At 33.3% G+C, this 21710-nt stretch carries 18 protein-coding genes; 4 read left to right on the top strand and 14 right to left on the bottom strand.

Features of this window, described 5'->3' with window-relative positions; genetic code table 11:
• Window positions 1–12 precede the first annotated feature (12 nt).
• The 3 genes from KKQ76_RS06385 to KKQ76_RS06395 form a co-directional block, all read right to left on the bottom strand.
• Window positions 13–3708: a phosphoribosylformylglycinamidine synthase gene (locus tag KKQ76_RS06385; RefSeq protein WP_213196321.1), complete on the bottom strand. Its 3696-nt coding sequence runs from the start codon at window positions 3706–3708 to the stop codon at window positions 13–15.
• Window positions 3709–3778: 70 nt separating this feature from the next.
• Window positions 3779–5206, bottom strand: a complete 1428-nt coding sequence (gene purB, locus KKQ76_RS06390; protein WP_213196322.1) for an adenylosuccinate lyase — start codon at window positions 5204–5206, stop codon at window positions 3779–3781.
• A gap of 134 nt (window positions 5207–5340) precedes the next feature.
• Window positions 5341–6147, bottom strand: coding sequence for an SDR family oxidoreductase (locus KKQ76_RS06395; RefSeq protein WP_213196323.1), 807 nt, complete (start codon window positions 6145–6147; stop codon window positions 5341–5343).
• 160 nt (window positions 6148–6307) lie between these two features.
• Between KKQ76_RS06395 and KKQ76_RS06400 the strand changes: the two genes are divergently transcribed.
• Window positions 6308–7681 carry an aldehyde dehydrogenase gene (locus KKQ76_RS06400; protein WP_246501356.1) on the top strand — a complete coding sequence of 458 codons (1374 nt, stop codon included), beginning with the start codon at window positions 6308–6310 and terminating at the stop codon, window positions 7679–7681.
• A 38-nt stretch (window positions 7682–7719) separates the two neighbouring features.
• On the opposite strand, the gene KKQ76_RS06405 is transcribed toward KKQ76_RS06400, so the two are convergent.
• Together KKQ76_RS06405 and KKQ76_RS06410 are read right to left on the bottom strand one after the other, a co-directional pair.
• Entirely contained in the window at window positions 7720–8301 is a 582-nt protein-coding gene (locus KKQ76_RS06405) for a murein L,D-transpeptidase catalytic domain-containing protein (RefSeq protein ID WP_213196324.1), read from the bottom strand.
• A gap of 86 nt (window positions 8302–8387) precedes the next feature.
• Window positions 8388–8924: a thioredoxin family protein gene (locus KKQ76_RS06410; protein ID WP_213196325.1), complete on the bottom strand. Its 537-nt coding sequence runs from the start codon at window positions 8922–8924 to the stop codon at window positions 8388–8390.
• 59 nt (window positions 8925–8983) lie between these two features.
• On the opposite strand from KKQ76_RS06410, the gene KKQ76_RS06415 reads away from it, so the two are divergent.
• Genes KKQ76_RS06415 through KKQ76_RS06425 form a run of 3 tightly spaced genes read left to right on the top strand, consistent with a single transcriptional unit; the run spans window position 8984 to window position 11419 of the window.
• Window positions 8984–9865, top strand: coding sequence for a lysophospholipid acyltransferase family protein (locus tag KKQ76_RS06415; RefSeq protein WP_213197483.1), 882 nt, complete (start codon window positions 8984–8986; stop codon window positions 9863–9865).
• A gap of 11 nt (window positions 9866–9876) precedes the next feature.
• Window positions 9877–10842 carry a glycosyltransferase family 2 protein gene (locus KKQ76_RS06420; protein WP_213196326.1) on the top strand — a complete coding sequence of 322 codons (966 nt, stop codon included), beginning with the start codon at window positions 9877–9879 and terminating at the stop codon, window positions 10840–10842.
• Between the two features lie 22 nt (window positions 10843–10864).
• Complete coding sequence (locus tag KKQ76_RS06425) at window positions 10865–11419, top strand: 3'-5' exonuclease (protein ID WP_213196328.1); 555 nt, start codon at window positions 10865–10867, stop codon at window positions 11417–11419.
• 14 nt (window positions 11420–11433) lie between these two features.
• On the opposite strand, the gene KKQ76_RS06430 is transcribed toward KKQ76_RS06425, so the two are convergent.
• From KKQ76_RS06430 to KKQ76_RS06470, 9 genes are all read right to left on the bottom strand, one after another.
• A complete protein-coding gene (locus KKQ76_RS06430; RefSeq protein WP_213196330.1) occupies window positions 11434–12027 on the bottom strand; it encodes an FEKKY domain-containing protein in 594 nt (197 codons plus the stop codon).
• 11 nt (window positions 12028–12038) lie between these two features.
• Complete coding sequence (gene apaG, locus KKQ76_RS06435) at window positions 12039–12425, bottom strand: Co2+/Mg2+ efflux protein ApaG (RefSeq protein ID WP_213196331.1); 387 nt, start codon at window positions 12423–12425, stop codon at window positions 12039–12041.
• 108 nt (window positions 12426–12533) lie between these two features.
• Window positions 12534–13760 (bottom strand): 2-oxoglutarate dehydrogenase complex dihydrolipoyllysine-residue succinyltransferase, encoded by a 1227-nt coding sequence (gene odhB, locus KKQ76_RS06440; protein ID WP_213196332.1) that lies wholly within the window; start codon window positions 13758–13760, stop codon window positions 12534–12536.
• Window positions 13761–13773: 13 nt separating this feature from the next.
• Window positions 13774–14367: a hypothetical protein gene (locus tag KKQ76_RS06445; RefSeq protein WP_213196333.1), complete on the bottom strand. Its 594-nt coding sequence runs from the start codon at window positions 14365–14367 to the stop codon at window positions 13774–13776.
• A 3-nt stretch (window positions 14368–14370) separates the two neighbouring features.
• A complete protein-coding gene (locus KKQ76_RS06450) occupies window positions 14371–17172 on the bottom strand; it encodes a 2-oxoglutarate dehydrogenase E1 component (RefSeq protein WP_213196334.1) in 2802 nt (933 codons plus the stop codon).
• A 180-nt stretch (window positions 17173–17352) separates the two neighbouring features.
• Window positions 17353–18390: an SRPBCC family protein gene (locus KKQ76_RS06455; protein WP_213196335.1), complete on the bottom strand. Its 1038-nt coding sequence runs from the start codon at window positions 18388–18390 to the stop codon at window positions 17353–17355.
• Window positions 18391–18464: 74 nt separating this feature from the next.
• The gene (locus KKQ76_RS06460; RefSeq protein ID WP_213196336.1) at window positions 18465–18869 is read right to left on the bottom strand and encodes a hypothetical protein; all 405 of its coding nucleotides are present in this window, start codon (window positions 18867–18869) and stop codon (window positions 18465–18467) included.
• An 88-nt stretch (window positions 18870–18957) separates the two neighbouring features.
• A complete protein-coding gene (locus KKQ76_RS06465; protein ID WP_213196337.1) occupies window positions 18958–20229 on the bottom strand; it encodes a glucose-1-phosphate adenylyltransferase in 1272 nt (423 codons plus the stop codon).
• A gap of 67 nt (window positions 20230–20296) precedes the next feature.
• Window positions 20297–21706 (bottom strand): glycogen synthase, encoded by a 1410-nt coding sequence (locus KKQ76_RS06470; protein WP_213196338.1) that lies wholly within the window; start codon window positions 21704–21706, stop codon window positions 20297–20299.
• Between the last annotated feature and the right edge of the window lie 4 nt (window positions 21707–21710).

The following is a 21710-nucleotide window of genomic DNA, read 5'->3' on the forward strand; positions in this document are numbered from 1 at the left end:
CTCGACTTATCCTTACCTAAAATATTCAACTCCGTTTCTGAAAATATTATGATAATTAGCGGTAGGAATGTTTTTGAACAATCCTTCTGAAAAACGTTCTGGATGCCCCATTCTTCCAAAAATTTTACCACTTTCACTTGTAATTCCTTCAATTCCGAACAGCGATTGATTAGGATTGAATGGCATTCCGTGTGCTATATTTCCATCAGTATCGATGTATTGCGTAGCAATCTGACCTTTTTTATATAAATCTAGCAACACTTCTTCCGAAGCCATGAATCTACCTTCACCGTGAGAAATCGGGATGGTATAAACCTCGCCTTTCATTCCCTTTAACCAAGGAGAATCATCATTAATCACTTTTACATCTACCATCTGAGAAATGTGTCTTCCGATAGCATTGTGCGCTAAAGTTGGAGATGTTTCATCTAAATCTCTGATTTCACCGTAAGGAAGCAAACCAGATTTTACCAAAGCCTGAAAACCGTTGCAAATTCCCAAAATCATTCCGTCTCTGGAAAGCAATTCGTGAACCGCATTTTTCATTTTTTCATTCTTCAAAACATTCACAATAAATTTAGCGGAACCATCTGGTTCATCACCCGCTGAAAAGCCTCCTGAAAACACTAAAATTTGCGACTGTTTAATTTTTTCCACCCAAGTTTCTATACTTTCATCGAGCAATTGATGAGTTAAATTTTTCAATGGTAAACTTTCTACAATAGCACCTTCTTTTCTGAAAGCATTTTGCGTTTCGTATTCACAATTGGTTCCTGGGAAAATTGGAGCAAAAACTCTTGGTGCTCCAATTTTATGAGAAATAATGTTGATTGATTTTCTCTCAGTTCCGTTTAGATTTTCATCAAAATAAATTTGAATTCTTTCCTTTTCTTTAGTTGGAAATAGATTTTCAAATGTTCCAGAATTTACTTCAAGTAATTTATGGATTTCAAAATCTAAATTGTTGATTTTGATTATTTTTGATTTTTTAACCTCACCTATCAATTGAAGTAAATCCCTGTCTAATTTTTCTGAAGATTCTATTACTAATCCACCGATATTTTTATCGAGTAGGAATTTTTCATCGATAGAAATTTCAGCTCCTAAAAGATTTCCAAAACTCATTTTTGCAACCGCTACTGCAACTCCACCATCTTTAATGGTTTTCACAGAAACGATTTTTTTGTCCTGAATCCCTTGATGAATATAATCAAAAACTTCGATTAAATTTTCGTAATTTGGCAATCCATTTTCTTGAGTTTTGTGATGAAAATGATAGATGAAATTACCCACTTTTTTGAACTCTGGAGAAATGGTGTTTAATTTTTTACCATCAGCACAAGCGAATGAAATTAAGGTTGGCGGAACATTGATATCTTGGTACGTTCCACTCATAGAATCCTTACCTCCAATTGCCGCTAAACCAAGGTTCATTTGTGCATCATAAGCTCCTAAAAGTGATGCTAAAGGTTTCCCCCATTTTTCTGAATTATTGCCTAATTTTTCAAAATATTCTTGAAAACTCAATCTGATATTTCTAAAATCACCTCCCATTGCAACGATTTTAGCCACCGATTCTACCACTGCTAAACTTGCTCCAACCATAGAATTTTGCTTGGAAATTTCAGCATCAAAACCCCAACTTGCATAAGAAACAGTTTCTATATTTTCAGCGTTGAGAATTGGCAACGTTTGCACACAACCTTCGGTTTCTGTAGTTTGATATTTCCCACCGAAAGGAAGCGCTACCGTAGTTGCCCCCACTGTAGAATCGAACATTTCAACCAATCCTTTTTGAGAAGCGGTATTTTTTTCTGCTAAAATTTTGTAGAAATTCTCTTCATTAAACTCAATAGATTTTGAATTAACTTCTTGTAAGTGAGATATTTTAGCGTCTTGTTTCTTTGCACAACCGCTTGTATCGAGAAATGCTCTGCTTAAATCCACAATTTTTTGCCCGTTCCAGAACATTTGCATTCTTCCAGAATCGGTAACTTTTGCTATTTCAACGGCTTTTATATTTTCTGCTTCGCAGAATTTAATGAATTTCTCTTTTTCGTGAGCTTCAATCACTACCGCCATTCTTTCTTGAGATTCCGAAATCGCGAGTTCAGTTCCATTTAACCCTTCATATTTCAAAGGCAAAACATCGAGGTTAATTTCCAGTGAATCAGCAATTTCGCCAATCGCAACGGAAACTCCACCTGCTCCAAAATCATTTGATTTTTTAATTAATTTCGTTACTTCAGGATTTCTAAAAAGTCTTTGAATTTTACGTTCTTCCACCGCATTTCCTTTCTGCACTTCCGAACTCATCGTATGAATAGAAGTTTCGTCTTGCTCTTTAGAACTTCCCGTTGCGCCACCAACTCCGTCTCTTCCAGTTGCACCTCCTAAAACAATTACCACATCACCAACTGCTGGTTTTTCTCTGCGAACCCATGATTTTGGAACCGCACCGGCAACGAAACCAACTTCCATTCGTTTTGCTTTGTAACCTTCGTCATAAATTTCAGAAACGTGCGTCGTTGCAAGACCAATTTGGTTTCCATAAGAAGAATAACCATTTGCTGCTTGTTTAGAAATGGTTCTTTGTGGCAATTTCCCTGGTAAAGTTTCAGAAATTGGCTCTAAAACATCTGCAGCACCCGTTAAACGCATCGCTTGGAAAACAAAAGCTCTACCCGACAAAGGGTCTCTGATTGCGCCACCCAAACAAGTAGAAGCACCACCAAAAGGTTCAATTTCTGTAGGGTGATTGTGCGTTTCGTTTTTGAACAACAAATACCATGGCTCTTTTTTGCCGTCAAATTCGGCTTCAATTTCTATGGTACAAGCGTTGATTTCATCTGAAACAACCAAATTTTCTAACTTGCCTGTTTTATGGAAATATCTTGCGCAAACAGTCGCTAAATCCATCAAAGAAATAGGTTTTGCTTCTCTGCCCAAGAATTTTCTTTTTTCTATATAATCATTGAAGATTTTTTCTAAAGTCTCCTTGAACTTTCCTTCAAACTGAATATCAGTGAGTTCTGTTTCAAAAGTAGTGTGACGACAATGGTCGCTCCAATACGTATCCAGAACTTTCAGTTCGGTTTCAGTTGGATTTCTGTTTTCTGATTTAAAGTAGTCTTGAATGAATTGTAAATCATCAAAACCAAACGCAAAACCGTGATTGTTGTAAAAATCGTTAAGTTGTTGAGTTGTTAAACCGTTAAAATCATCGTAGATTTTAATTTTATCTGGAGTTTCTTCGGCCGGAATTTCTAAAATTTCAAGATTTTTTTCTTGAGATTCTACTTTATTGATGAGCAAATTTTTGATTTTAGGCAAATCAGCCTCATTGATTCCTTGTAATTCAATCAATTTACCACTTCTTACCGTAGATTTCTCATTTCCAGTGAGTAAAGCGATACATTGCTGAGCCGAATCTGCTCTTTGATCGTATTGACCGGGAAGAAATTCTGTGGCAAAATAAATGGATTTTGCAGGATTTTCATGATGCAAAATATCCACCACTGGATCTACAAAAGTATTGTTGACTACTTTTTCAAACTCCAATTCGTCTAAGCCAAAAATATCATAGACATTAAAGACTTTCACGGATTGAATGTTTGGCAAAATAGATTTAATTTCATTTAAAACTTTAGGACTTTCTACATCGAAAATTCCTCTTTTTTCTACGAAAATTCTTTTTTTATGAGACATCAGATGTCAGATTTAAATATTAGATTTATTACTTTTCAAACAAAAAGTGCAGCGACAAAGCTGCACAAATTTATACTTTTAGTTCTGATTCTAAGCCAATTAAGTCGGCGTATTTTTCCAAAACAGGTTGAATTTCTTGCTGAACAAATTCCTCGGTTTGGATAGGTGCGAAGCCGATGAAATTTTTAGGGTCTAAAACCTCTTTCAATTTCGACTTGTCTAATTTCAGGGAGTCGTCATTCATGATCCTTTCGATTAAGTCGTTTTCTTTACCTTCCATTTTTACCTTTTTCGAGGCTTCCATGGAATGAACACGTATTACTTCGTGAATTTCCTGTCGGTCACCACCTGCTTTCACTTCCTCCATGATGATGTATTCTGTCGCCATGAAAGGAAGTTCTTCCATAATATGTTTATGAATTCTGTTTTCGTAGACAACGATTCCATTCATAATGTTATTCCAAATCAATAAAATAGCATCTACTGCTAAAAACGCTTGAGGAATCGTTAATCTTTTATTCGCAGAATCGTCTAAAGTTCTTTCGAACCATTGTGTAGCTGCTACCATTGCAGATGAATTTTGCAATGACATCACATATTTTGCTAATGCAGAAATTCTTTCAGAACGCATAGGATTACGTTTGTAAGCCATCGCAGATGAACCGATTTGATTTTTCTCAAAAGGTTCTTCTATTTCTTTTAAATTCTGTAAAAGTCTTAAATCGTTGGTGAATTTATGGGCAGATTGTGCAATATTTGACAATAGCGCCAAAACTTTTGCATCAATTTTTCTATCGTAGGTTTGACCAGAAACTCCGAAAACTTTCTCAAATCCAAAACGTTTGGACAATTCTTTGTCTAAGTGTTTCACTTTAGAATAATCTCCGTTAAACAACTCTAAAAAGCTTGCTGCGGTTCCTGTGGTTCCTTTTACACCTCTAAATCTTAATGTTTCGAGGAAAAATTCTAATTCTTCTAAATCCAGAAGTAAAGATTGTAGCCAAAGCGTAGCTCGTTTCCCTACAGTAGTTAACTGCGCTGGTTGAAAGTGTGTGAAACCAAGCGTTGGTAAATCTTTATATTGAAGTGAAAAATCAGAAAGATTTTTAATAACATTCACCAATTGTTTTCTGATAATTTGCAGTCCGTCTCTAATTTGAATAAGGTCTGTATTATCTCCTACAAATGCCGAAGTTGCACCTAAATGAATGATTGGTTTAGCTAATGGAGCAACATCTCCGTAGGTATGAACATGCGCCATCACATCATGACGAAACTTCTTTTCGTAGTGTGCTGCTTTTTCGTAATCAATGTTTTCTGAATGTTCTTTGAGTTGAGCAATTTGCTCATCGGTAATGTCTAAACCGAGGTCTTTTTCTATTTCTGCGAGCGCAATCCACAGTTTTCTCCAAGTTCTAAATTTCTGATTAGGCGAGAAATTGAAGAGCATTTCTTCACTAGAATAGCGCTCTTCTAATGGATTTTTGTAAGAATTCATCGAAGGTCTTTTTTTACTTTTTTTAGATGCTCAAAAATACAATAATAATGCTTTTGACACCAATTTATTTAAAGAAAATTAACATTTAATTAACTTTTAACAAAAAACGCAGGAAAATTTCCTGCGCTTCATATTTATTTTCTGCCCGTAAAATCCTTCATGGTATCATAAATCCCGAAGACATTTTTCATCACCCAATCAAAGGCTGGAATTGGTAAAATTCCTTGTGAAAAACGGATAAACCAATAAGGAAGTGGCATTGCCAAAATCTTGGTTCCTCTTTCTATGGCTTTGATAATTCTTTCTGAAGTTGGTTCTGGTTCTAGAATCGGAAGTAATTTAGATTTCACTCCGTCAAACATTCCTGTGTTGATGTAAAAAGGCATAATTGTAGTGACAGAAACGTTTTTATCGAGCTGCTCCATTTCGAGACGAAGAGAATCACTCCAACCATTTACTGCCCATTTTGAAGCTGCGTAAACAGACATTTTAGGATTGGAAATCAATCCTGCTGAAGAAGCGATGTTACAAATGGCTCCAGAGTTTTCTTTCATCATTTCTGGTAAAAATTCTAATGCGATGTGCATTAAAGCGTTTGCATTAATCAATAACGATTTCTGAATTTGTTCGTGGGTGTGTTCATGGAAATATTTCCCTACTACAATTCCAGCATTGTTGATAAGAATATCTACTTTTCCTACTTCTATTCTTACTCTTTGAACAGCGATTTTAATTTCGTCTAGATTAGAAACATCTACTTTATATGTAGAAATCTCTTTTCCAAATTTCGCAAATTCTTCTTTGGTTTTGGCTAAACCTTCTTCATTAATATCCCAAATAATCAAATTGGAGGCTCCTCTCTCCAAAGATTTTCTTGCCATGATTTTACCAATTCCAGAACAACCACCCGTAATCAGTACTTTTTTATTTTTAAAATCCATATCAATTAATTTTTCTTTTATTCAACAGGGTAAGATACTTCAGAAAAGCATTCGTTTTCTTTAAAATTCTAAAAACTATTATTTCTCACATAAAGTCTTTTGAAAACTGAGAAAATATTGCATCAAAAATCTACAGTTTATTTTATCTTTGTGAAAATCAATGTCTAAAATAATGAATTACGCTGATATTTTACAACAACAGAAAACTTTTTTTAACACTCATGCTACCAAAGACTTAAATTTCAGGAAAGCACAATTGCAAAAGCTGAAAAAAGTAGTAAAAAGCAATGAAAAATTACTGTATGATGCCATTTATCAAGATTTCGGAAAGTCTGAATTTGAAACTTTCGGAACCGAAATTTCTTTTATCTATAAAGACATCGACTACTATTTAAAAAATTTAAAATCTTTTGCCAAGCCTAAAAGCGTTTTAACCAATATTGTGAACCAAATGGGAAGTAGTAAAATCGTGTTTGAACCGCTTGGAAACTGTTTGGTCATCGGTGCGTGGAATTATCCTTATCAATTGACTTTAACGCCTGTAATTGCTGCAATAGCCGCTGGAAACACTTGCATGATTAAACCCAGCGAACTACCCGAAAACACGATGAAAGCCATGGCGAAACTCATCAATGAAAATTTTGATGCAAAATTTTTATACGTAGTAGAAGGTGGTGTAGAAGAAACCACAGCGATTTTAAAACTAAGATTTGACAAAATATTTTTCACGGGAAGTCCAAGAGTTGGAAAAATCGTTTACAAAGCTGCCGCAGAACATTTAACGCCAGTAACTTTAGAATTGGGTGGGAAATCTCCAGCATTTGTCACCGAAAAAGCTGATTTAAACATTGTAGCGAGAAGAATAGTCTGGGGAAAATTCATCAACGCGGGACAAACTTGCGTAGCTCCTGATTATCTGTACGTTGCAGAAAATATTAAAGCGAAATTTTTAAAAGTTCTCATCGAAGAAATTAAAAAAAGAAACTATACTGATAACGTAGACCATTATTGTAAAATCATCAACGAGAGGAATTTTGACCGATTAGAAAAGATGATTGACCGCGAAAAAATGGTTTTCGGAGGCGAAACAAACCGTGAAAAAAGATACATCTCTCCTACTGTTTTAGACAACGTAACTTGGGAGGATTTAGTAATGCAAGAAGAAATTTTCGGGCCAATTTTACCGATTTTGACTTATAAAAATCTAGAAACTGCCATGCAAACCGTAGTGGAAGGTGAAAAGCCTCTTTCTGCTTATTTATTCAGCAATGATGCTAAAGAACAAGAACTTTTCACCGAGAAATTAAGTTTTGGAGGTGGCTGTATCAATGATACTTTGATGCATTTGAGCAATGACAGACTTCCATTTGGAGGTGTAGGAAATTCTGGAATTGGCAATTATCACGGGAAATTTGGTTTTGAAGCATTTTCTCATCAAAAAGCAATCCTCAAAAAATCTAATTATTTGGAACCAGAATTGAAATATCCTCCTTATTCTGATGCTAAACTCAATATTTTGAAAAAGTTATTGTAAGAATTTTCTCGCTGATTGGGCAGATTAAGCAGATTTTATTAATAAAAAGCGTACAGTAAAATTTTCTTTTCAGAACGGTCAATATAATTTGCTGTAATTTTAAAAAATTGAGGAGATAACATAGGACAACCTAAACTTAAACATGCAGGATTCTGAGTTTCTGTATCTGGTATACAATGGTAAGAATGCAAAACGATAGCTCTTTTTAAAGCATTGCTATTGGTTTTATCCAATCCTTTTAAACGATAAGATTTACCAAAAGTTCCCACATAAGAATTCATGATGACATATTTACCTAAAGAAGATTGATAAGAGTTTTCTATGTTGCTAAATTTAAGTTCTTTAGAACCTTTAATCACTGAACCAGAACCATGAGAAACAATGGCCTTATCTAAAACCTTATTATTTTTAAGATCATAAATGAAAAATCTAAATCGATTAGAAGGAATTCTAAAATTGATAAAAATAGCTAAATCCTGATTATAATTCTTTCCTTTAATGTAGTTTTTAACTTGCGAAATTCTGTAATTTGGTAAATCATTATTGGCTTTAGAATTTTGTTGAGATTTTGTCTCACAAGAAAACAATATAAACAAAAAGAGGAAAAGAATGTTTTTCATGGGTTTAGTTTATGTAGTAACTTTTTTAAAACAAAAATATTGTTTTTTTTCATAAAAAAGAGTTGAAAAAATTCAACTCTTTTTTATTATTTTTTAGGTTTCCAAGCTTCGAAGAATGCTTTTACTTTGTCTAAGCTGTAGCCTTTTCCTTCTTCCAACGAACCGCTTTCTTGTGTATGAATTTGCTTTCCATTTTTATCTAAGACAATAAAAACAGGATAGCCATATTTCTCACCTGGATTTCCGTATTGTGCAAAAATTTTCTCGTTTTTATTTTTCGGAGAATAATTGAGGTGATAATAAATGTAGTTTTCATCTACCAATTTCTTTAATTCTGGTGTAGTTTGCACGAAATTATTAAATCTCAAACACCAAATACACCAATTTCCTCCTGCTTGTAGCATGATGTTTTTATTCTCTTTTTTGGCTTTTTTTACCAATTCTGCAATTTTCTTTTCGGCATTTTCGGCATCATTATAAGGTTTTGCATAAGAAGCTTTTTCTGCCTCAGCTTTTTTCTTGGCTTCTAATTTTGCAGCATCTACTTCAGATGTAGTTTGCGCATTAGAAATAACAGGCAAAAACAGTCCCAAAAAAGCTAAATTTAATAATATTTTCTTCATATTTTACTTTTTTATTCATTAACTTAAATTGATTTTGTAAATTTGCAAATTAATTTTGAATTTTGAACCAAATATTATTCCAAATAATTTTCCTTTTATCCAAACTACCCTTTAAAATCTTGTATTTTATATCAGATTTTATATTCTTCATTATCTATTATGTTATAAGATACAGAAAAAAAGTAGTACTAGAAAACCTGAAAAATTCTTTCCCCGAAAAATCAGATCAAGAAATAAAAAAAATCTCAAAAAAATTCTATCATAATTTTTCTGATTACATTGTAGAAACTCTAAAAGCATTTACAATTTCTGATGAATCTTTACACCAAAGAGTTCAACATATAAACTTAGAAGTTTTTTCTGAATCTCAAAAAAAACAAAAAAATGTGATGATGCTTTCTGGTCATGTTTTCAATTGGGAATGGTTTAATTCTTTGGCAACAATTATTCCTCAAGAAAAATGCTTCCCTATTTACAGAAAAATGCAAAATCCTTTTTGGGAAGAAAAAATAAAAAAAATTAGAAGCAGATATGGTAATGAAGCTCTAGAAGCGGATGATGTAATGAAACATATTCTTAGAAATCCTAACGACGGAAATTCTGCCTATATGTTTGTAGCAGACCAAACGCCACATATTTCTATGGTAAATTTCGGATTGAAATTTCTAAATCAAAAAACACCTGTTTTTGTAGGTTACGACAGACTTTCTGGTAGAATGAATGTAACGTTTGTGTATTGTGAGATGGAGAAGATTAAAAGAGGGCACTATAGAGTTACTTACCACGAAATTACCCCTACTAATCAAAAATTTGAACCTTATGAAGTGGTGAAAAAATTTCATCAAAATTTAGAAAAAACCATTAATAAAAATCCAGACAATTGGCTCTGGAGTCACAGAAAATGGAAATACAAAGATGCAATTAAGCATTTTGATGAATAAATACTAAAAATATGCCATTAGTAGCCATCGCTATACTCAATTGGAACGGAAAAAAATGGTTAGAAAAATTCTTGCCAAATGTGTTAGAATATTCTGACGAAGCTACGGTTTATGTAATAGACAACGCTTCTACAGATGATTCCGTTGCTTTTGTAGAAAAATATTTCCCTACCGTAAAAATCATCATCAATGCTAAAAACTCTGGTTTTGCAGGTGGTTACAACGAAGGTTTACAACATATAAATGAAGAAATCTATTGTTTGCTGAATTCTGATGTAGAAGTTACCGAAAACTGGATTAAGCCAATTCTAGAACTTTTCAATAAAAACAAAGAAATTGCAGCAATTCAACCAAAAATAAGAGCATTTAAAAATTCTAAATATTTTGAATTTGCAGGAGCTGCAGGTGGAATGATTGATCATCTTGGTTATCCGTATTGTAGAGGGAGAGTTTTCGAAACGATAGAAGAAGATTTGGGACAATATGATGATGAAACAGAGATTTTTTGGGCAACTGGTTGTGCCTTGTTCATCAGAAGAGCAGATTTCTGGAAGATGAACGGTTTTGACGAAAGATTTTTTGCCCATCAAGAAGAAATAGACTTATGTTGGCGTCTCAAAAATGCGGGAAGAAAAATTTATTATTGCGGAAAATCTACCGTTTTTCATGTTGGTGGTGGAACACTTAACAAGCAATCTCCACAAAAAACGTTTCTAAATTTTAGAAACAATTTAACCATGCTTCTTAAAAATTTACCTACTTCTAGTCTTTTTTGGATTATTCCGTTAAGATTGGTTTTAGACGGAATTGCAGGCGTTTATTTCGGGATGAAAGATGGATTTCCTCACTTAATTGCAGTACTAAAAGCGCATTTTGGTTTTTATGGAATGTTTGCCGAAAGTTTAAAATTAAGAAGCAAAAATCAAATTAAAGACTATTACCAAAGTAAATGGTTGATTTTTAAGCATTTTCTTTAACATCATTTCAAAAAAAACATTCATGAATTTTGTTACATTAGATTTCGAAACGGCTACTCACGAGAGAAACTCTGCGTGTGAATTGGGAATCTGCGTGGTAGAAAATTCTGAAATTGTAAAAACCAAAACTTGGCTCATTAAACCACCGAGTTTCCCTTATTTCAATCCACACAACATCAATGTTCATGGGATTTATCCAAAAGATGTAGCTCACGCTCCTACTTTTGATGAAATTTGGTACGAAATAGAAGATTTGCTCTACGGAAATCTTATGATAGCTCACAATGCTTCTTTTGATGCGGGAGTTTTGCGCAGTTGTCTTGATTATTATGGAATTTTCAAGCCTAAAACAGAATATTTGTGCAGCATACAGATTGCCAAAAAATCTTGGAAAAATCTGACGAGTTATGGTTTAAAAAACCTCGCCAATTGTCATGATATACAATTTACACATCACAGAGCTGGAGCTGATGCAGAAGTATGTGCGAAGCTTTCTTTATTGGCTTTTGAAAGACTTTTGATTACTGAAAATGATGAATTGCCTGCACTTTTTAGTAAGAATTTGAAGGTTCTATAATTTATAAAATAAATTTATCTTTCAATTTCTTTAATAGGATACTTTTTAATAATTAGAGCTACTTCTTTTTCATATTGGTTTTCCCAGTTTTTTCCGTTTCTCTTTTGTAAATATTCATCTACAACTTCGTTATAATATTTATCTTCTTCATATATGATACATCCAGTAGATTCAACAAAAAAACCATATTTTTTTCGTTGTAGAGAATCTATTTCTTTTACTCTTTTATTATAATTTTCATCAAAAATAATTAGACCAGAACCAAATTTCTTTTTAACGATTCCTTTTTTTATATCATTTAATGCTTCCAATCTTTGTTTTTCAATGATTTTTTGTTTGTCTAAGTATGAATCAAAAAAATAAATACCTAAAAAGAGAAAAGTTATCAAATAAGAAATAATTAAACTAGGAAATAATCTATTCCAATAATATTCTTTGGTATTAACAAAAAGTGCTATGATAAAAGTTAAAAAGATTGGAATTACAAGTAAGTATAAATACTCTTTAATATTTTCTTGCAACACATAATAAGGATTTATTACATTTATCAAATATAAAGTTACAAGACACAGTAAAATTGATATAAGAAGTAATAAATATTTTCTCATTTATAGAAATTTTAATTACAAAGGACTTCTGAAACCAAATTAAATTTAGGAATATCAGACTCAAAAGTTTCTAAAGTTTCTAAATTTTTAAAAATGTAGTTTCCCTGCATATTTCCTACTCCTGAACGCAAAATTACATTAGAAAAGTAACTGAAAGACTCTCCTGGTTGTAATTCTGGCATCATGCCGATGACTCCATCTCCCATCACTTCTGTAAATCCGAAACTTACATCATAAATCAGCCATCTTCTTTTCATGAGTTTTACTGCATCATTTCCTAGATTTTCTATGACGATATTGTATCTGAAAACAAAACGATTGTCTGCAGGAAAGGAATTTTTCACATCATATTCTGGGATTACAGAAACTTTGATGTTTTGAGTAATTGAAGAATACATTTTTAAAATTTTATGATGAAATAAAGATAACAAAAATCCCGCCGAAAAATCAGCGGGAATTATTTATTTCATAAATAGTTAATATTTATGACTTTATTTTCTTAGAAATTAAAGTTCTAGCGCTTTTCTTTCGTCGCCACCCATTAGAATTTCTACTGGATTGTCTAGCGCTTCTTTTACAGCAACTAAGAACCCTACAGATTCTCTACCATCAATAATTCTGTGGTCATAAGAAACCGCCAAATACATCATTGGTCTGATTTCTACTTTGCCATTTACCGCAACTGGTCTTTCGATAATGTTGTGCATTCCTAAAATTGCAGATTGAGGTGGATTGATAATAGGTGTAGAAAGCATAGAACCGAAAACACCACCATTGGTAATGGTAAATGTACCGCCTGTCATTTCTTCGATGGTGATTTTACCGTCTCTTACTTTGGTAGCCAATTCTTTAATGCTAGCTTCTACTCCTCTTAAAGTAAGGTTTTCTGCATTTCTTAATACAGGAACCATTAAACCTTTAGGACCAGAAACCGCGATAGAAATGTCACAGAATTCGTTGTTGATTTTATAATCCCCATCAATCATAGCGTTTACATCTGGATACATCTGTAAAGCTCTGGTTACCGCTTTGGTGAAGAAAGACATAAATCCAAGACCTACTCCATGTTTTGCAGCGAATTCTTCTTTGTATTGTTTTCTGATTCTGAAAATTTCAGACATGTCAACTTCATTAAAAGTCGTTAACATTGCCGTTTCGTTTTTCACAGAAACCAATCTTGCCGCCAATTTTCTTCTTAAAACTGAAAGTTTAGTAGTGGTTTGAGCTCTGTTACCCGAAGAAACACCCATTGCTGGAGCACCTGGAGTTGCATTAAGCGCATCTTCTTTGGTGATTCTTCCGTCTCTACCTGTTCCTGAAACTGCAGCAGCATCAATTCCTTTTTCGTCAAGAATTTTTTTAGCAGCTGGAGATGGCGAATTGGTAGCATAAGTAGCAGCTGGAGCAGCCGCAGGTTTTGGAGCCTCTACTTTTGGAGCTTCTTCCGCTTTTGGAGTTTCTGCAACTGGTGCAGTTGTAGCTTCTGGTTTAGCTCCGCTCATATCAATTAAACAAACGACTTGACCAACTTTTACTACTTCTCCTTCTTCAGCTTTCAAGGTGATAATCCCTGCTTGTTCTGCTGGAAGCTCTAGTGTAGCTTTGTCTGAATCTACTTCAGCAATTGCTTGATCTTTTTCTACATAATCTCCGTCTTTTACCAACCAAGTTGCTATTTCTACTTCTGTGATTGATTCTCCTGGAGAAGGAACTTTCATTTCTAGTATTGACATTGTATGTATTTTTTTATTTTAAATCAGTGAGTATTTCTTCTGGAAGAAATTGTTTTAAGAGTTCTACTTGTTGTTTTTCGGCTACTGTAAATTTCCAATTTTTACCTTCATTAGAATTGGCAACTGCCATTTTGTATGACATGACCTCAAATTGATTGTTTTTTTCATTGAAAACTACATTTCCATCACCAAATTGTGATTTAAAAGCACCTAAATAAAGATTGATATTCTTTTGTTTTTCTTCGGCATCTTTTGCATTTACCACATCTGCTAATTCTACACTCATTTTTTGAGAGTAAAAAACTTTAGCATAAGATACATTTTGTATTTTCTGAGGATATTCTTCCACTTTTAAAATGGTAGGAACTTCCAAAGAAAATTTCATGTTAGGATCATTAAACATCTTATCAAAAATAAGCACCATGGTTTCTTTGGGTACAAATTTTAGAAATCCTTCATGAGCATATTGGTCTAATGCTTTAGAAAAATCTTTTTTTACAATCAATTGATTATAATCTAAGAACTGATTTTCTATTACTTTTACATTTGATTGTGCAAAAGTAACGATGGACCAACTCAATAATAAGATGTAAATAATTTTTTTCATGATTTAGTCATTTACCGTGGTAATAGGTCTTACCAAATCTACATTTTCTTCTGCTACTCCGAAAACTCTATTGATAACTCCTTTTTGGTTTTTCTCGAATTTTTTATGAGTACCAGGAGCTGGAGTTCCACTTGCAACAGGTGCGATTACTTGAATGTTTTCGTTACGGAAATTACGCAACATATATGTCCAAGCGCCCATATTTTCTGGCTCTTCTTGTGCCCAAACAAATTCTTTTCTGTTAGAATATTTATCGAAAATACCTTGAATAATTTCTGGATTCAATGGATATAATTGTTCAATTCTTACCAAAGCAACTTTATCATCATTTAATTCTTCTTTCTTCGCCAATAACTCATAGTATAGTTTACCAGAACAGAAAACTAATTTTTCTACTTTTTCTGGTTGAGCTGTAGCATCATCAATTACTGGTTGGAAACTTCCGTTTGCTAATTCTTCAACCGTAGAAATTACTCTTGGATGACGAAGTAATGATTTAGGCGTCATTACCACTAACGGTTTTCTGAACGGGAATTTTTGTTGGCGTCTTAATAAGTGGAAATAATTGGCAGGTGTAGTACAATTCGCTACAATAATGTTTCCGTTTGCACATAAGTTCAGAAATCTTTCTAATCTTGCTGAAGAGTGTTCTGCACCTTGTCCTTCGAAACCGTGAGGTAAAAGCATTACCAAACCGTTTTGAATTTTCCATTTTTCTTCTGCCGCAACTAAATATTGGTCAATAACAATTTGAGCACCATTTACGAAATCTCCAAATTGCGCTTCCCAAATCGTTAAAGTATTAGGAGAAGCCATCGCATAACCATAGTCAAAACCTAAAACACCATATTCTGAAAGATGAGAGTTATAAATATCAAATTTGTTATCAGAAACTTGTTTTAATGGAACGTATTCTTCTTCATTATCTTCTGTTTTTACAACAGCATGTCTATGAGAGAAAGTACCTCTTTCTACGTCTTCCCCAGAAATTCTAATGGTGCTGCCTTCGGTAAGAAGTGTTCCATACGCTAATAATTCACCCATTGCCCAATCTAGTGCATTATTTTCTACCATTTTTACTCTGGCATCGAATAATCTAGAAATTTTATTGATGAATTTTTTATCTGCTGGTAATGTAGAAATTTTAACGGCTAATTCTCTTAGCTTTTCTACATCATAAGTCGTATTATAATTTTCTAAAACTTGCTGAAGTTTTCCTAGGGAAGCATAATCTTTCCAATCCTCCTCCATGAAAATCGCCATGGTATTTCTTTCGATTTCCTTAGCTTCATCAAAGTTTTGGTCTAATAAATTTTTAAATTCTTTTTCCATTTCAGACATTACAGCATCTGAAACCACCCCTTCTTCTACAAGTTTTTTCTTGTAAATCTCTCTTGGATTAGGGTGTTTAGAAATAGTTTTATACAAACTAGGTTGTGTAAATCTTGGTTCATCACCTTCGTTATGACCATATTTTCTATAACCTAATAAATCTATGTATACATCTTTACCAAACTGAGCTCTATAATCTGCTGCAAATCTAATGGCGTGAACTACTGCTTCTACATCGTCTGCATTTACATGCATAACTGGAGAATCAGTCACTTTAGCAATATCTGTACAGTAAATAGAAGAACGAGCATCTAAATAGTTAGTGGTAAAACCAACTTGGTTATTCACTACAATGTGAACCGTTCCACCCGTTTTGTAACCTTCTAGCGTCATCATTTGTGCTACTTCGTATACAATTCCTTGTCCTGCGATTGCAGCATCACCATGGATAACAATTGGCAATACTTTTTTAGCATTACCTTGGTAAGTGTGGTCTATTTTAGCTCTAGAAATTCCGCCAACCAAAGAAGCTACGGTTTCTAAGTGAGACGGGTTAGGAACTAAGTTAATTCTTACTTCTTCACCAGAAGCTGTAGTTATTTTTTTAGATGAACCCAAGTGATATTTTACGTCACCAGAGAATACATCTTCTTCAAATTCTTTTCCTTCGAATTCTGAGAAAATCTGCTTGTAAGATTTCTGGAAAATATTGGTTAAAACATTTAATCTACCTCTGTGAGCCATCCCAAGTATTACCTCATCTACTCCATGAAGAGAAGAACGAGAAATTAATTGGTCTAGCGCAGGAATTAATGATTCTCCACCTTCTAGAGAGAAACGTTTTTGACCTACGAATTTCGTGTGCAAGTAGTTTTCGAAAGCTACTGCTTGATTTAATTTATGTAAAATCTCTTTTTTCTCAGCTGCAGAAAGAGTTGGGTGATTTTCATTCACATTAATCCATTCTCTGATGAATTTTTTCTCTTCAACACTTTGAATGTGCATATATTCTACCCCGATAGAATCACAATATCCTTTTTCTAGATGATTGATGATATCTTGAAGTGTAGCCGCTCCATTTAGTCCAGCTTCTTTAGCAGAATTAAATTTGGTTTGTAAATCTGCTTGAGATAAACCAAAATTCTCTATCGATAAATCTGGAGAATATGTTCTACGTTCACGTACTGGATTGGTCTTGGTAAACAAGTGACCACGTCTTCTGTAATCATTAATTAAATTGATTACCTTGAATTCTTTTTCAATGTTTTCTGGAACATTCCCAGTAGCGACTACATTAGAAGCTAATTCGGTAATAGAAACCTCATCATCACTATAATTTGCTAGTGCAAAATCAAAACCTTGGAAAAATGATTTCCACGAAGGTTCTATAGAATCTGGGTACTTTAAATATTGCTGATATAAATCTTCAATAAATTGAGAATGTGCTGCATTTAGAAATGAAAATCTGTCCATTTTCCGCCTTTTTCTTTGTTAGAAGTATAGTTTAGGCAAAATTACTAAAAAAAAGCGAATTGAGGAACTTAAAAAGATGGTAAAAAGGTATAGCTTACATAATAAAAATCTATGCAATCTAAAAAATCGTTAAATAAAATTAAAATTTGTTAAAAAGTAGTTAAAAATGAGAATTTTGAACTATCTATAAACCGGCAAAGAAATTTTTATGGTCACTTCTTTTTTTGCATTCGGAGCTTCTATGAAAGTTTCTTGTAACTGACCATTTCTCATGCTATCTTTTTGAGCTTTTTGCAAGAGTTGAGCAATCACTTTTATTCTATTTTCATATCTCCCTTTGTAATACATAATATAGTTTTCCGAAGCATTCAAAGTGCGGAAATTGAAATTATTATCAGAAAGTCCTTCTCTTTTTTTCACGGGAACTCCATAGAAATAAGAAACCTCTTTGTCTTTATAACTTCCTGGTTCTGTAATTAAAACCGGAACTCCAAATTCATCTTCCTTTTTACCTAAATCTTTGGTTACCAAACTGATGACTTTATTGTGATTCAGTTCTATATTTTTGATTAAATCTCCTTTTTTATTCACACTCGAAACATTGATTCCCAAAAGCAACTGGCCGTCTTGTTTTTCGACCATGAGTGTATCATATTTAATTTTAGAAAGTAAAATTTCTTTGTCTACTTTTCCACTCAAGAGTTGAGATAGATTCACCATAGATTGGTCTATATTTCCTGCTACGAAATCTTCTGAAAGCAGATTAAGCGAACGTTTCAAAAATGGCAATCTAGGCGTATGAACAAACCAAATGACTTTGGTTTTATTTCCTTGTGGAACAAATTTTACATTAATACTGTATGGATTAACGTTTTTCCCTTCGAACAATTGATATTTTAGCGTAGAAAAAGGATTTTCATAACGAATAAAAAAATCACCATAATCAGATTCATTTTTTTTATTCTGATAGTTCAAAGAAGAACCTTGACCTTCATAAGGTGTGTAATATGCGAAAGTGTAATCTTTTTTTGAAACAAAAAATTCATTCCATTGCGTGAAATTCTGCAAATTATTAAACTGAGGAAAAACCTTGTCAATAGGATAATTGATTTCTTTTTCAATGGTAAAACTTTTGCTTTCTTCTACAAAAAGCATAGAAACGGCATACACCGAAAACAAAAAGATACTTATATAAATTACAAATTTATACCAACGCATAATATAGGTTAAAAAATAATGAGTAACCAGCAAATTGTATCTTTTGAAGATTACTCATTACATATAATTATAGATTAATGTTCGTGCTCGTCTTCTGCTTTGCAAAGACCTATAATGGTGTGAAATGTATCATGAAGAGCCATAAAATCATTTTTAAGGGCTTCATCTGATGCTCCAGACTTAATTTTTTTATTGAAAACTTTCGTTTCTTTCACTAATTTTTTCAAAGATTTCTTAATAGCATCTTTATTTCCAAAATCTGCTGGAATTTCTGAGTTTTTGAAAGCAACTGCTTTGGTTTCCATTTCATCTATTCTGCTTTTAATCGGTGCAAAATTTCCTTCTTCCGCGGGATGAAATGTTTGGCTCATGATTTTATGAAACTCTGTTTTTTCTTTCCATTCGCTAGTTTGTGCAGAAACAACTTGACTCATAAAAAAAACAGCCATTACGGTGAATAAAAATTTGATTTTTTTCATTTGTTTAATTTTTAGTTGAGCAAATTTAGAATTAAAAATCGGGCTTGCAAAAAAATTACAAGCCCGATTTCCTAAAAATAAAAAAACTCTATGGTATCACTGTTCCATCTTTTATGATGGCATCTTTTTTCACCACGATTATTCCGTCTTTTATAGAATGGGTTTTGAAATCTCCATCTGGTAAATGTTTGCTACCGATAATTCTTACGTTATTCCCAATATGACAATTTTTATCTAAAATAGCATTTTCTATGTAACAGAATTTACCAACCCCAATGTTTGGAATGCCTTTAGCTTCATTTTCTGCCATGTCTTCAGAATTTTGGTAGTAATCTGCTCCCATGATATAAGAACGAATGACGGTACTTCCTTTTTCTATTCTGGTTCTGTTCCCAATGAGTGAATGCTCTATTTTATCTGCCATAATAATACATCCGTCTGCAAAAATGGCTTTATTTACAAAAGAACCATTGATTTTAGAAGGCGGCAACATTCTAGGTCTGGTATAAATAGGTGAATTGCTAAACATATTGAATTTTGGCAATTCATTGGTTAAATCCATATTCGCTTCGAAGAAAGAACCGATGGTTCCTATATCTGTCCAATAACCTTCGTATTGATAACTTAGCGTATTATATCCGTTATTGATTGCATTTGGAATGAGGTCTTTGCCAAAGTCATCACCTTTGTCTTCCTCAAACATTTTTCTCAAGACCTTTTTATTAAACACATAAATTCCCATAGAAGCAAGGTAATCTCTACCTTGTTGCTTCATATCATCAGAAACCTCAGAAGTCCAATCTGGTAAAACGTCTGCAGATGGTTTTTCTATGAAAGAGGTGATTTGGTTTTCGTCATTGGCTTTTAAAATTCCAAAACCAGTAGCATCTTTACTGTTTACAGGAATGGTAGCAATGGTGATGTCTCCACCATTTTCGATGTGGAAATCTATCATTTCTTTGAAATCCATCTGATACAATTGGTCACCAGAAAGAATTAGAATGTAGTCATAATCATATTTGTCTAAATGACGCATAGATTGTCTTACTGCATCTGCTGTTCCTTGATACCAATTTTCGTTATCTGTGCTTTGTTCAGCTGCTAAAATATCTACAAAACCTTTGCTAAAAATATCAAAATGGAAAGTATTTTTGATATGAGAATTAAGCGATGCCGAGTTAAACTGAGTAAGCACCATAATTCTATTAAAGCCAGAATTAAGGCAATTAGAAATAGGAATGTCTACTAATCTGTATTTCCCTGCGATGGGAACTGCGGGCTTGGAACGCTTATCTGTAAGTGGAAATAGCCTACTACCTCTACCTCCTCCTAAAACAATAGAAATAACACTTGGTTTCATATATTTTGTAGTTTTATTTTGAAATTTTATAAAAAGCGAAAATAGACTTCCTTAAAAGAAACTCTATTTAATTTTTACGATATAAATTTACATAATTTTCTGCAGATTTCTGCCAAGAAAAGTCCAAATTCATTATTGTTTTTCGTAAATTTTGCATTTCTTCTTTATCATCATATAAATACAGCGCTCTTTTGATGGCATGTACAGCATCATCAGTTCCCGGGAAGGTATAATTTAAACCATAACCTCCTGAAGAAATATCTGTTACGGTATCTTTTAACCCACCTGTATAACGTACAATTGGGATAGTTCCGTATCTCATGGCATACATTTGATTCAATCCGCAAGGTTCTACACGAGAAGGCATTAGTAAGAAATCTGCTCCTGCATAAATCTTGTGTGACAAAGCTTCTTTGTATCCTAAATCCATCGCAAAATTCACATGAAATTCTTCTTGAAGTTGTTTCAGTGTATTTTCTATTTGAGGATTTCCAGAACCTAAAATGAGAATATTTAAAGCGCCTTCGGTTTCAGAAATACTCCTTCTTACAATATCTGGCAACATATCTGCTCCTTTTTCGCCCGCAAATCTTCCAATAAAAGCAAAAAGCGGAAGTTCTGGATTCAAACCATATTCTTCACAAAGCCATTTTTTATTTTTTTCTTTTCCTTCTTCAAAGTTCTCTCTAGAATAATGATCGTTAAGCATTATATCCGTCATAGGATTCCATACTTCTGTATCTATTCCATTAATGATTCCATGTGCTTTTCTGTGTTCTTGTCTGATTAAATCTTGCAATCCTTGCGCATCTTCAAACAACTCACGCATATAACCTTGAGAAACCGCTGTAAATTCATGACAACACTTAATCATAGTTGCTAAAGGATTAATTCTTCCGTTCCAATCGAGCAGTCCCCATTTCCAAGCGTCAAAACGTGGCATATAATTAGACATTTGCCAATCCATTGTTCCTTGATATTCCCCATTATGAATGGTTCCTACGGTTTTTACGCCTTTTAAAAAGTCAAAATCTTGACAATGTTCTACCATAAACGGAACTAAACCGGTATGATAATCATGACAATGTAAGACATCCGGACGAATTTCCATTGCAGAAAGCCAATGCAAAACCGCATGCTGAAACGCTATAAACTGTTGACTTTCATCAAAATAACCATACACTTGGTCTCTATCTAGCAATCCAGGAATTTTCACCAAATACAATTCGTATCCTAAAACATTATGTTTTTCTTTCATGACCAAAACTTGGTACATGTGATGAATCTGATGAATAAAACCATCAAAAACTACTTCGAATTCGTTTTCGTTTACAAATGGTTTATTATACCAAGGCATTACTACTTTGGCATCAATTCCCATTTTGGTTTGGTATTTAGGAAGCGCACCTACTACATCTGCTAAACCGCCTACTTTAGCTACCGGAAAACATTCTACGCTTAAATGGAAAACTTTCATCTTA

The organism is Cloacibacterium caeni, from assembly GCF_907163105.1.
GTDB lineage: Bacteria > Bacteroidota > Bacteroidia > Flavobacteriales > Weeksellaceae > Cloacibacterium > Cloacibacterium caeni_A.